The organism is Pseudomonas cimarronensis (assembly GCF_049331905.1).
Taxonomy (GTDB): Bacteria; Pseudomonadota; Gammaproteobacteria; order Pseudomonadales; family Pseudomonadaceae; genus Aquipseudomonas.
Map to the genome: position 1 here is coordinate 254,391 of NZ_CP186283.1, position 13,126 is coordinate 267,516.

At 58.3% G+C, this 13,126-nt stretch carries 6 protein-coding genes; 2 read left to right on the forward strand and 4 right to left on the reverse strand.

The features are described 5' to 3' along the window. Positions 1 to 24 precede the first annotated feature (24 nt). Positions 25 to 420 carry a YkgJ family cysteine cluster protein gene (locus tag ACOCLD_RS01175; RefSeq protein WP_257779072.1) on the forward strand — a complete coding sequence of 132 codons (396 nt, stop codon included), beginning with the start codon at positions 25 to 27 and terminating at the stop codon, positions 418 to 420. A gap of 60 nt (positions 421 to 480) precedes the next feature. Then, a complete protein-coding gene (locus ACOCLD_RS01180) occupies positions 481 to 1,887 on the forward strand; it encodes an NAD(P)/FAD-dependent oxidoreductase (RefSeq protein WP_422910544.1) in 1,407 nt (468 codons plus the stop codon). A 562-nt stretch (positions 1,888 to 2,449) separates the two neighbouring features. Here ACOCLD_RS01180 and ACOCLD_RS01185 read toward each other — a convergent pair. The 4 genes from ACOCLD_RS01185 to ACOCLD_RS01200 form a co-directional block, all read right to left on the reverse strand. Continuing rightward, a complete protein-coding gene (locus ACOCLD_RS01185) occupies positions 2,450 to 2,641 on the reverse strand; it encodes a hypothetical protein (protein ID WP_422910545.1) in 192 nt (63 codons plus the stop codon). 287 nt (positions 2,642 to 2,928) lie between these two features. Next, positions 2,929 to 3,603: a hypothetical protein gene (locus ACOCLD_RS01190; protein ID WP_422911745.1), complete on the reverse strand. Its 675-nt coding sequence runs from the start codon at positions 3,601 to 3,603 to the stop codon at positions 2,929 to 2,931. Between the two features lie 308 nt (positions 3,604 to 3,911). Next, positions 3,912 to 11,048 carry a DUF637 domain-containing protein gene (locus tag ACOCLD_RS01195; protein WP_422910546.1) on the reverse strand — a complete coding sequence of 2,379 codons (7,137 nt, stop codon included), beginning with the start codon at positions 11,046 to 11,048 and terminating at the stop codon, positions 3,912 to 3,914. A gap of 45 nt (positions 11,049 to 11,093) precedes the next feature. Further along, on the reverse strand, positions 11,094 to 12,749 hold the full coding sequence (locus ACOCLD_RS01200; protein ID WP_422910547.1) for a ShlB/FhaC/HecB family hemolysin secretion/activation protein: 1,656 nt from the start codon (positions 12,747 to 12,749) through the stop codon (positions 11,094 to 11,096). Positions 12,750 to 13,126 lie beyond the last annotated feature (377 nt).

Sequence of the window (13,126 nt, forward strand, 5' to 3'; positions counted from 1 at the left end):
CACAACTGATGCCTGCCAGCGCCGATGAAAAACAACCTGATTGCCGCCGCCGAACTCGACCGCCTGGAAACCTGGGCCAAATACACCGCTGACATGTGCCACAGCTGCATGTCCAGCTGCTGCACGTTGCCGGTCGAGGCGCGGCTGAATGACCTGATACGCATCGGCGTGGTCGATGAATTCGAACGCAGCGAGCCGCTGAAGAACATCGCCAAGCGCTTGCAAAAGGAGGGCATCGTCGAACGCTTCCATCAGAAGTCGGGCATCTTCACCCTGACCCGCATGAGCAACAACGACTGCTACTACCTCGACCGTAAAACCCGCCTGTGCACCATCTACGAGAAGCGCCCGGATACCTGCCGCAATCACCCGAAGATCGGCCCGCGCCCAGGCTATTGCGCATACAAACCAAAGAGTTAAGTTCCACTAGCGCTGTACTGGGTTACGCTGAAGGCTATTACCCGCAATAGGCCAACCCAGATGCAGCAATGGCATACCACCAGCCTGTGGATGGACCAACTGGGCAAAACGCTTACCCCGCGCCCGCCCCTGAGCGAAGACCTGCACGCCGATGTGGCGATCATCGGTGCGGGCTACACCGGCCTGTGGACCGCCTACTACCTCAAGCGCCAGGCCCCGCAGCTGCGTATCGTCATCCTCGAAGGCGAGATTGCCGGCTTCGGCGCATCCGGACGCAACGGCGGCTGGCTGATGGGCAATCTGCTCGGTCAGGAGCGTCTGCTCGCCAATCTGCCCAATGCACAGCGGCACAGCGCCCTGGCCCTGCTGCATGGCATCCCCGATGAAGTGGCCAGCGTGTTGCAGCGTGAACAGATCGCCTGCGACTACCGCAAAGGCGGTGTGCTGTATTGCGCCGCGCGCTATCCCGAGCAATTGCACAGCCTGCAAAACCAGTTGGCCGAGCTGCGCGCTCAGGGCCTGGACGAAACCGACTACCGCTGGCTAACGCCCTTCGACCTGGGCAAGCAGTTGCAGCTGGCCAACGCCTTTGGCGCCATCTACACCCCGCACTGCGCGACCATTCAGCCCGCCAAACTGGTGCGCGGCCTGGCGCGCTGCGTGGCCGCCATGGGTGTCGAGCTGTATGAGCAGAGCCGGGTGACCGACTGGCAAACCGGCCTGGTGCGCACCGCCACTGGCAGCGTACGCGCTGACTGGATCGTCCCAGCCGTGGAAGGTTACGCTGCCAGCCTGCCGCCGCTGGGCAAGCATCAGCTACCGGTACAGAGCCTGCTGGTGGCCACCGAGCCGCTGCCCAAGGAAGTCTGGGCCGGCATCGGCCTGGAGCGCGGCCAGGCCTTTAGCGAGAACAGCCGCCAGGTGACCTACGGCCAGCGCAGCGCCGACGACCGCCTGGTATTCGGTGCACGTGGCGGTTACCGCTTTGGCGGCCGCCTGCGCACCGATTTCAACCTCAGCGAGAACGAGCGCGACCTGCGCCGCTACCTGTTCGGCGAACTGTTCCCGCAACTAAAGCAGGTGCGCATCACCCATGCCTGGGGCGGCAACCTGGGCATGGCACGGCGCTTTCGTCCGCACATGCTGGTGGACCGCAGCAACGGCATCGCCTTGTCTGGCGGTTACGGCGGCGAAGGCGTGGGCGCCAGCAACCTCGGCGGGCGCACCCTGGCCGACCTGATTCTCAACCAGCACAGCGAGCTGACCCGCCAGCCCTGGGTGCTCGGCGACCAGCCGCTCAAGCGCCTGCCGCGCTGGGAGCCGGAACCCCTGCGCTGGCTTGGCTACAACGCGATCATCCAGAGCTTCGTGCACGAAGACCGCGTGCTGGCCAACCCAGACAGCGCGCCCTGGCGGCGCAAGCTGGCCATCAGCCTTGCCAGCCGCCTGGAAAAGCTTATGTGCTAACGACTGCCTAAGCCTGCGCTTACCTGGAAAAAAGCCCCGCCAGATCGCTCTGGCGGGGCTTTTCATTTACAGCCGAGGCTAGTTGCTACGCATCAAGCCTTGTTGGCTTTTTTGGCAGCGCGGGTGCGCTCGCCTTCGGCATCACTGCACACCGTTAGCAAAGTACCGTCCAAAAGATACGTGGTGGGGCGCTCTTTATGCAGGGCAATGCTCCTTTGCCATACCTGCTAAGCAACCCTGGCAGAGCAAAAGCCATACCCATTTATATGGGCCATATCCGCACCCTAGTCTTTCAAAAAACCATGATTCTGCAGAGTTACAGGGATATTACCTTGCTCATCAATTAGCGTAATCGTACAACCCGCAGTAGATGGCTGCTGTGTAAGCGTGTAAACCCTATTAACCTCAGGGATAAAACTGATGCCTGCAGAGCATTGAGAAACTGAAGGATAGCCGCCGTATGCCGCCGACAGCGCAAGAAGATAAGTGGCTTTAAAATACTTTCGCGCGCCTGCCGGAACATATACCGACGCCGACTGCCTCGCAGAATTCCCATGCTCTATTAGCCGCCCCATGCCTGCACTTTTTCAAATCGAGCGTTATCAAAAACCCACAATGATTGTCTTTCACCTGGAGCAAAAGATATTTTCGTATAAACAATCTTGGCCGCATTAGACGTATCAGTCATCGGCGGCATGTCCTTGACACACCCTTGCAGACCAAAAGCCAAAACCAAAGCAGCTAGCTTTTTCATAAACCCTCAACACGATCCTTGATATAACAATCCAAAAAATAGCGATTAACAATAGAGCTAAAGTTAAAAGGGTCGGAATAATTTATTTTTAACCACCGACTGACCAGAGTTTAAATATCTTATTGAGCACCCCAACTGCATTGCAGTCGACTTCAGGTGGAAAATAAATCTTTCTCCTTTTCTCTTATTCAACAACCCAATTAGCTGATCAAGGTTTATTCACTCCGCCCCATTAGCTCCGCACTTGTAACCGTGTTGTGCTCAGTTCCTACAACCGCCCTTTTTCTTCAGCTCTTCAATGCTGCCAGCGACAGCACTTGGTCATATTGCGGCCAGTCTTCCCGTGCGCGCTTAAGCACACCTTGCATCAACGCATCTAACTCAGGCATTGGCTGCTCGGACGGCAATTGGTCAAACGGCGCTGCCATCAGCGGGTGATCGATCTTCTGCGGATTGGCTAAACCCTCCCACTGTCGCAGCCGCAGGATGTAGAGGATTTCCACCGGCACGCGCTCCAAGTGCCAGTCCTGGTTGAAGTCGTAGGAGTTTTTCTGGCTCTCTTTGCCGGTTTGCCAAGTATGGCGGTCACACGCGGCCAGAAGGCAAGGCATCAGGTCGTCAGGGTTGGAAGTGCGCCAGTTTGCTAACAATGCTTCGTAAATGGGTTCGTCGTAGCCATACGCAGGCCATGTGTGCGATACATCGCCCACCCAGTCGGCAAACACGCGCAACATGAAAGCTTGGGCGCGGCGGTGTTCATTTTCGTATTCGATCACTAGTTGGTGCCCACGGTTGAGGGCTGCGTGCGTCAAATAGCCTTGGTGAATGACGGCATCTTTCCAGCCCAGAACAGCCATGGCGGCCATCATGTTGGTGGCGGTTTGGATGCTGTAGTTTTGTTGGCGTCGGTCATTGCCTACTGCTTTGGCCAGAATGTCGAACTGGCCCGCCCAGAAAAACAGTTGTTTGATACCAACTTGGTAATAGCGCATCCAATGGGCCAACTCCTCAAGCCATTGCGGATTATCTGGAGCGGTTGCCAATACCTCGTGGGCGCGCGTGACGGCCATCCATTCGGCATTGCTACGAGTAGCATTGTTTCTATTTGGAACAGGCATTGAGGGCTTAGCAAATGCATCGCCGCGCTCAACATATTCACGGATGCCATTCAATTCGTATTCATCTGAGACGTGTGGCCCCTTGGCTATACGCCCCAGCACACTTTTGTAGGAGGGCCATTTCGGGTTTACGCCCGAACGCTCGCACTGAATTATTTCTTGGGCCATGGTTCAACCTTAATTTCTGCTTGACCGGTTTTACTCGGTGCTGGCAGACCGACTTTGACGGTCACGCCTTGGACTTTGACGTTTTCAGAAAGCAGCGCTGCTCGCAGAGCGTCACGCAAAGCAGGATCTGAATCGGCAATTGATTTATTTCGCAGCCACCCATCCAATCGCGTACCCGGATCCCCCAGAGGAACTTTTGCCCCATCCACGCCATTCACCGAAGACTTCGCATCCATCACAACTACGGTAATCGTATCGCCATTGATCGCCACCGCGCAGCCATCGCAGCCGTGGTTGCTACCGTTTTGGAGAGGTTTGAAATTGAGGCCGGTTTTCTCGTTGAGTGTTTGCAGGGCCAGTTGCTCGCCGAGCTTGCCATCATTTACAAGTGAGCCGGTCTTCCAATTGGGGAGGTGCGACAGTTTGATACTTTCAAACGTTTGCCCGAAAAGATCTTCAATGCTGCTGACTTTTTCAGGCGGCGACGGTTTCCAGTTTTCCGGTTTCGGAAAGGTATCTGGCTTCGTAGTTTCTACGGGTTTGGGACCTGTATCGACCTTACCAATCTGTCCTGCTCGACTAGTGGCGGCAAAACTCAAAGCAAACTCGGTCGACCATGTCATCTCGACCCGTGCTGCTGCCTCGGGATTGCCCTGCAAACGGTATAGATAGCTCTGGGCCTCTGCATCGGCTTTTGCCTGGCTGAATGCCGTCCATACTTCTTGAGGATTGGCAGCGCTTTGCAGTAGTCCCAGGACAATTCGCTCACTGGTCGATATTGGACTGGTTACAACATCACGGCCTAGCTCATAAGTATTCTGCACTGCATTGCCAACTGCGGCACCAGTGCCTTGCAGCGCACCAGATAGGTCAGCGAGCCCGTTCCATTGCCGATAGTTAAGGTTACGCTCATAGAACTCCTTCTGCTCCCAACCTTCGCGATCAGCCGTTAGCAGATACTCCGCATTGACCAGCGACAAATAGAAATCCGCATGATGCAGCTGGTAATTCTGCAAAAGCTTAAGCGTTTCTGTCGCACTGTAGGTTTTACCCTCCGCTTGGACCGGCACATCGCCTCGATCCTGTGGTGCGTATCGAGTGGCAAGCGGTGCTAGCGCCATACCCAGATGCTTCAGAGTTGCCTCATCAAAGACGACTCCACTGGAAGATATCTTTTCCTGCCAGTCTTTATCCACATAGAAGGCCATTGCTTCTGCAAGGCGGCGCTCTGCTTCGGCTGGGCTAATCCCGGCTTCTTTGGCCAGATCATCAGCCTGTTTGCGGATCAGCTTGACTTCATCTGGATGCAACTGCCTGTTATACGCCGTCGCATTCTTCGCCAGCTCCGCCGCCTTGGCCGGGTCGCCACCGGTCGCCGTGGCCGCCGCCACACCGATGATTTGCGAGACTACCAGTTCCAGACCTTTGTCGCCCTTGATCACACCCGACAGTTGTTCGATCAGCAACTCGTTGGCACCAGCAGTCAATGCGCCGGTCTTGAAGTCACCACCGGTCGCTTCGCTGAGCAACCCACCCACCACAGCATGCAGGGCGATCTTTTCCGGGCTGCCGTCCGCCCAGTCGACGCCTTCCACCCACCTGCCGCCGGCAAAATCACCCACCGCATTGAAAACACCAGCCTGCAGTAGGTGCTGCACCTGGCCGGTCAGCGCGCTTTGCAGGTTATCGCCAAGGCTGCCGCCTTGAACGGCGGTCTGGGTCACCGCATGAACCGCGCCCTGTGCACCAAGGTAAGTACCAAATTTGGCCAGTTCACTGGGCTTGCTCAGGTCGAAGCCCTTGGTGACCTTGTTGACGTTGTCGCCGGTTACGCCAAAGGCACTGTCCAGCACGCCAGCGGTAACGCCTGCGGTTATGGCCGAGGTGGCGTAGCCTTTGAGGTTGTCGCTGGAGGTCACATCCTTGACCACCGCACCCAAGTTACCCCGGTTGTTGATGGTGCTGATAGCCGCATTGCTGGCTGCCGAAGTGGCAACGGCGGTTAAAGCGACGTTGGCCCAACCAGCACTGGCGGTACCTACAGCAGTACCCGCACTGACCATAGCCGAAGAGCCGGCAGCCGCCATGGCCGAGCCACTGCCTGCCCCGGCACCCGCCATAGAACCTATCGCGCCGCTTGCAGCCCCCGCCGTCAGGTAAGTCACGATGATCGCGATAATGATCATCGCCGCGCCGCCCAATCCCGAATGGCTGTACTTGAAGGAATCATGCACCTCCTTCACCTGGCGCCAGTCCACATCACCGCGCTGCTCCATCTCCTTCAACCAAGCCAGCTCCGGATCAGCGGCAACCATCGCATTAATAGTCTGGTCAATGCTCTGTTTATTGACCTGCTTGATATCGATATTCAAGCCATCAACGGCCTGGATAACGAGCTCCCCCTTCGCGATCAACTGGCTTTGCAGCAAGGTCTCATCGGTCGTGCCCTTACCCTCGGCAGACGTCCAAGCCCAGCTGTTTTTGCTCTTCTCATGACTCTCTTGATCCAGATCTTTAACCGCCTCAAAGGTGATGCTGCCACCGCTGTCCAGGGTCAGGTCATTGCCGCTTTCCAGGCGGGCACGCTGATACAGCTGGTCACCCTCGCTGACCAGGGTCAGGTCACCACCCGCCGTGATGCTGGTGCCAACGTTGCGGATCGTGGTCACTTCATCCCGCTGGGTGGCCTTGCTACCCCAACCACCTTTTTTGCTCATGTCGTACAACGAGTAGTCGCTGTTTTGCGCGGCCAGCAGTGACAGCTGGTTGCCGGCATACAGGTAGGCTTCATCACCGGCCTTGAGTTTGCTGGCAACCGCCGTCAGGTCGTTGCCGGCCAGTACGGTCAGGTTGCCGCCTGCCGTCAGCTCGGCAGCTTGCTGACGCACTTGGCTGTCGACGATATCGACCTTCTTGCCACCGCTCTTGCGGTGCGACTCGTAGTGGCTTTCATTGGCGGCAGCAGCGATCAGCACATCGCCACCTGCATCCAGCAGCAGGTCTTTCTCGGCGCTGACGCGGCTGGCGATCACTGCCAGGTCGCGCTCGGCGCTCAGCTCAATATTGCCTCCGGCTTCGACTTCACTGCCGTACTGGGTGATCTGCTCACGGCGGCTATTGCCTTTGCGGTCCTTGCGGGTGGTCAGGTCATGTTCTTGCGCCGAGGCGATCACCAGATCACGGCCGGCATCCAGCTGCATATCGCCACCGGCCTTGAGCGCACTGCCGATATTCTGGATATCGCGACCGGCAGCCAGAGTCAGGTCGCCACTGGCTTCGATACGCGCGGCGCTGTCGACGAAGTCCTGCTGGTGCTGATAACCGCGCTTGCCTGACTCGTGACGGGTGATGGTGCGCTCGTTGACGATATCGCCGGTCAGAGCAATCGCCGTGACATCCTTACCCGCGATAATCCCGCCCTGGGCATTGCGAATGCTGTCAGTGGCCAACAGCGACAGGCGCTCGCCGGCCTGCATCAATCCGCTGTTGCCGATAGTGCTGGCTGTGGCAGTGAGGTTGTTGCTGGCGCGCAGAGTGCCCTGGTTAGTGAGGCTACCGCCGGAGATCAGCGCCACATCGCGACCCTGAATCAGTGCACCATTTGGAGCCAGGCGACCTTCGGCCTGGGCCAGGTAGAGCACCGGCACCAGCACTTTCTGCCCGGCCACTTCGCGCTCTTCCATCCACACCAGATCGTGGGTCAGTGCAGCCACTTGCTCGGCCGTCAGGCTGACGCCCAGACTGAGATTAAGGGCCTCTTTACTGGCGATGGCGTTGTCCATCAGGTACCTGAACTGCGCTTCGTCGCTGTCCAGTCCGGCCAGGTAGCGTTGCCCGGTACGAGCGATCACCGCTTCACGGATCAGCCGCTGCTCATAGAAGCCATCACCCAGCCGCTTCTGAGCGGTCTGTGGGTCGTAGCCCAGGTTACCGAGCATGTAGTCGGAATTGAGGAAGTTTTTCAGGCTGGCGAAGACCGGGTTGGTCTCGATCAGATAGGGATGGCCAGGGTTGGTGCTGAGGCTGAACAGGCCATTCTGTCCCTGCGGCAGACTGAAGCCCGGCAATGCCAGCGGATCGACCGCCTGCTGGGTAAGATCAGGCGGCAACTGAGGATTAAGGGTTACGACGGTGGCAATTGAGGAGCCTGGTGCACTGGTACCAGGGTCGCGGCTGCCGCCAGCGATATAGGTGAATGAGGGGCGAATCACGCCGCTGTTCAGTTGCTCACTGGCATTGATCTGTACATCACCACCAGCCTGAATAATGGCGGCGTAGGCCTGTACGGCATCCGGGGTAAAAGTGCTATTGGGCGCGGTATGGCTGGGCAGGTAGTTGCTGAGAATATTGTTGAGCTGCGCATTGATGTTGGGGCTGGCGTTTGGCCAGTTCTGCGCGTTGAAGTTGTTGACCGCACTGATGATGAAACCCACCGATTTCTCACGCTCGCTAGTAGCCCGCCGAGTAATCAGGTATTCGCCAGTCTGCGCGCCTTTGTTATCGAAGCGCGTGGTATCAATCTGCACATGGCCGTTGGCCGAGATCAAACTGGAGTGGTTGGCCAGATCATCGCTACGCAGCAACAAATTGCCGCCTGCAAGCAGACTGCTTTGTGGGCTGACATTGAGGGCTTCGGTACGCTCAATCTCCCGAAGGCGGTAACGCACGTTCTCCTTGTCGCCACTACAGTCGGTGCAGTCCTGGTCATAGAACTGCGCGGCCACCTTGCGGGTGACGATATCCAGACTTTCGCGAACATTCTTGATGACTTTGGCGCTGATGCTCACATCCGCTTCGCTTTCCAGCGTGCCGGATACGTTGCTGAAGTGCGCAGCCTGATCAGTTGGGTCAAGCGCGGCAAAGCTGAAGTTACCGACGCTGTACAGGTCACCGCGCTGGTTGACCAAGCTATCGCCACGCAACTGCATCTGGCTGCCACTGAACAGCAGACCACCCTCATTTCGCAGGCTGGTGGCTTGCGCCAGCAATGCCGCACCAGCACCAATGGTGCCGAAGTTATTGAGGCTAGTTGCACTCAGCAGCAGTGCATTGGCCGCACTGATCACCCCACGGTTTTCGAAGCTGGAACCCAGGGTGAAATCTGCCTGACCGCCACTGAGTACCTTGGCTGCAGCCCCCAGGTTGGCACTGTCAGCGGTGAACAACAGGTCTCCCTGGCTGAGCAACGAACCGTTGCCGCTGTAGCTACCAGCCAACTCAAGCTCAAGCTCGCCATCGGTTTCGATGCTGCCGTGGTTGATCCAGTTATCGCCAGTGGCCACGATGCTCTGACGTGACAACAATTTACCGCTAGCTGTCTGGGTGAACTCGTCGATAGCCAGGGTCAAGCGTTCGGCCTGCAACTGGCTGCTGTTGCTCCAGGTATCGGCCTGCACGGTCAACTCGCCTGCTGTGCTGAAGCTGCCGCCAGCGAGGCCGACGTCACCCAGATCAAGGTTAAAACCCTGATTGCCAGTGTGACGCACCGTGCCGCCCTGGTTGCTCAGGCCAACGCTGCTCAGGGTAAATGCACCACTGCCAATCTCGACCAAGCCGGCATCATTATTGAACAGGCCACCCAGAACAAACCGGCTTTCGTCTTCGCCACCCAGGGCGCGCAGTTTGCCGCCGTTGTTGCTCAGGGTATCGGCAGCCAGTTGCAGATCGCCGGCAGATTCAATCAAGCCATCCTGGTTATTCAGATTCGCGCTGAGCTGCAGGTCAAGCGCACCACCAGCCAGGGTGCCGCTCTGGTTATCCAGGTTGGCCGCCGTGACCTTAATCGCCTGCTGTGCCAGGACTTCACCACCCTGGTTGTTCAGTTGGGCAGCAGTCAGGTCGAGGCTTTTCTGCGCAACGATACGCCCGCCCTGGTTTGCCAGTGTCTGCGCTTTGAGCGTTACGTCACCGGCACTGAGCAGCTTGCCGGTACGGTTATCCAGGCTCTGCACATCAGTGTTCAGGCTGCCGTGGGAGGTAATGGTGCCGGGGTTTTTCACCGTGCTGGTTTGCAGGCTCAGCGTGGCCGTGTTGTTCAGGCTGCCATCGGCACGCACACCCACCTCGACCACGCCTTGGTTAAGCAACTCGCCGCCCTTGGCAATCAGTTGCTGGCCGGCTGCCAGGCTTTCCTTGACCAGCGTCTGGCCACTGGCTTCAACCATGGCATTGCGCCCGGCGAAGGTATCGGCATTCAGTTCGATGTTATCGGCCTTGAGTTGCAGGTCACGACCGGCGGCGGTGCGCGCCATGCTCAGTTGGCCGTTGGCGTCGATCTGGATATCACCGGCACTGGCGGCCATATCACCGGCCAGTTTCACGCCCACACCGGCTTCAGTACCGACCAGGCGAATTGCCCCGGCGTACATGCCGCCCAGGGCCGAGCTGTCGATGGCCAGTTGCGGTTTTGCGCTACCGTCATCGGCCTTAGCTGTGGTGCTGAGGCTGGCAGCGTCAACCTCGTTGCGCCCGGTAATCACATTCAGTTGGTTGGCATGCAACTCGGCGTTGATCTGCGCACTGCGGGTGATCAGGTCAAACTGGCTGACATTACGTGCATTGAGGCCATCGCCTTCGATGCTGATCTGCCCACCCTCGACATCAAAGCGATCCAGACGGCCACCTTCTACCACTGGCTTGCCGGTGCTAAGGGTCACGCGCGGGGTATTGATAAAGCCGCAGCCGTCACAGCTGATGCCATGCGGGTTGGCAACGATGACCGCTGCGGACTTGCCGGCCACTTCGGTGTAGCCCTTGAGCTGGCTGGGGCTACCGCCGTTGACTTCGTTGAGAATTACACTGGCCGCCCCACCTTTGAGGTTGGGGTTACCCATCACGTAACCACCCAGCTGGGTTTGCACCACAGCCTGGGCGCTGTTGTTAAGGATCAGCCCCTGCTGGCTGACGTTGAAGTCAGTGAATTTGTTATGCGACAGGCCGCTGCCATTGGGCGTGGCGATATTGATCATGGGCACGCCATTGGCGGCCTGAGTCACGGCCGCGTTGCCGCCGGCCTGGGCATCCAGCGCCAACTCGGCCGCCGTGGCGACGATCGGGTTGAGGAACATGACCCCGATCAGGACACAGGCAATGTTTTGGAAAAAAGGCGTGCGAACGTCCATGTAATAACTCCAACCCGTAGGGCGATAAATCAGAAATCAGGAAAATCAGAAGAACAGGTCGACCCGGAAATACACCGGACGCTCACCGTGCTCGATGGCATCTGGGCGTTCCAGCGAGCGGGCGAAGGTCACCGAAGCAGCCAGATGCTGACCACGGGCACTCAGCTCGATGGCATTGCCGGAGAGGCGACCGTGCTGGTCCGGGTTGTAACGCCCGCCGCTGATCACACCCATGTCGTAGGCAAATGCCACGCCGTACTCACTGACAAAGGGCTGCAGCGGTTGCCAGCTCACCGCCTTGCGCCAGCGCACCTGGTTACGCCAGTAGGCGCCACTGTCGCCGGACAGCGATTGTTCCTTGAAGCCGCGCACCGAGCTGAGGCCGCCGACGCTGATGCGTTGCGGACTGAACAGCACATCTTCACTGCGCTGGCCGTTAGCCAGGCTGTCAAAGCTGAACGACTCACCCCACAGCTGGAACGGCTGCAGGTAGCTCAGGGTCAGGCTGTATTTGTTGTAACGCGCCACCGGCTGGCCACTTTGAGGGCTGCCACTGCGCTGCGCATCGAAGGCTCCTGTGCCGTGCTGCCAGCCGATGTCGGCGTTGACGAAGGCGCTGCCAATACGCCGACCATGGTTGAAGCCCAGTTGTGCTTCAGACAGACGATGGCTGGAGACATCTATCAGATTGCCGAGAATAAAGTTGTTGCTGCGCAGGTGGCTGACGCCAATGCTGGCCGCCGTTTTACTCACGCTATCGCGGTGCAATACACGCTCGCCACGCAGGGCGTGGGTTTTGCTGTCGCCATCAGTGTCGAAGGCAAACCCATTGGCATCGCTTTCGGTGCGGTAGTAGCTCTGGCTGTAGCTGTAATTGAAGGTCCACCAGCCATACGGCAGGCTGTAGCTGAGGCTCTGGTTGTGCGAATGGCGGAAGCTGTCACTGACTGCATCACGACCGGCACGCAGGTTCAGTTGATCGGCCAGGCCAAGCGGGCTGTCCCAGTCCAGGCCCAGGCCCCACTGCTGTTCACCGGTGCTGCGCTGACCATCGTTATGCCGTGCCAGGCTGACACGCCACGGCTTGCTGCGCTGCCCCTGCAGCTGCACGCGGCTGCCACCAACCTGCTCGCCTGGCACCAGCTCAAGTTGTGCCTGACGCGACGGCAGGCGGTTGAGCTGCTCGACCAACTGCTCCAACTCACGCAGATTCAGTACACGTTCGGGTGTGCCGGGAAAACTCATGGCAAGCTCGCGATCCGAGGCCAGCTCCGAGCTGTTCAACCCTTCAAGCTGGCCCTCGACCACGGTGACCTGCAGCGTACCGCTGGCCAGGTCCTGCTGCGGCAGGTAGGCGCGCGTGGTGACATATCCACGACCGAGATAGTGATTGGTGATGTCCTTAAGCAGCTGGTTAAGCTGACCGACGCCTAGGCATTGCCCGCTGTAGGGCTTGAGGATACTGGCTTGATCCGCCGGACTGAGCAGTGTGGCCCCGACCAAATTGATTTGCTTGATGGCAAAGCAACGCTCGTCTTCAGCGGCCGGTTGCGTAGGCAATTGCTCGGTCTTGCCAGGCAGTTGACGCAGCTCATCAAGGCGGCGTTCCTGCTCTTGCAGCAGACGCTCCTGACGTTCGCGGATAAGGTCACGATCACCTGGCGTTTGTGCCAGCGATACGGCGGGGATAAGGGAACACATCAGCCAGATGACCAAAAAATGGCCGGGAGCCATTTTTAACGTCGCGCAGCGACGACCTGCAGGGTGGCAGCCAGAAATGGCAGGCCATAATGGGCTAATACGAAGTGCCATGCCTTCAGTCCTTTGAATAGCGAATCAACAGAAGCAAAAATGCGGCGCGCATTAAAACACATGGCGACGTGCCATCAGCCGTAAGACGCGTGAGCTAGTACACAGAACCAGACATTCATCCTGAACGCCTGACCACCGCTTACTGCCGCGCGCGGCCCTACAGAAAACCCGGCCAATTGCGAAGCTCAATCATCCACGCAGCAACAAAAAGCCCCGCCAGATCGCTCTGGCGGGGCTTTTCATTTACAGCCGAGGCTAGTTGCTAA

Coding starts and splice junctions, on each gene's coding strand:
- ACOCLD_RS01175 (WP_257779072.1), top strand. CDS start 25: ATGAAAAACAACCTGATTGCCGCCGCCGAACTCGACCGCCTGGAAACC.
- ACOCLD_RS01180 (WP_422910544.1), top strand. CDS start 481: ATGCAGCAATGGCATACCACCAGCCTGTGGATGGACCAACTGGGCAAA.
- ACOCLD_RS01185 (WP_422910545.1), bottom strand. CDS start 2,641: ATGAAAAAGCTAGCTGCTTTGGTTTTGGCTTTTGGTCTGCAAGGGTGT.
- ACOCLD_RS01195 (WP_422910546.1), bottom strand. CDS start 11,048: ATGGACGTTCGCACGCCTTTTTTCCAAAACATTGCCTGTGTCCTGATC.
- ACOCLD_RS01200 (WP_422910547.1), bottom strand. CDS start 12,749: ATGTGTTCCCTTATCCCCGCCGTATCGCTGGCACAAACGCCAGGTGAT.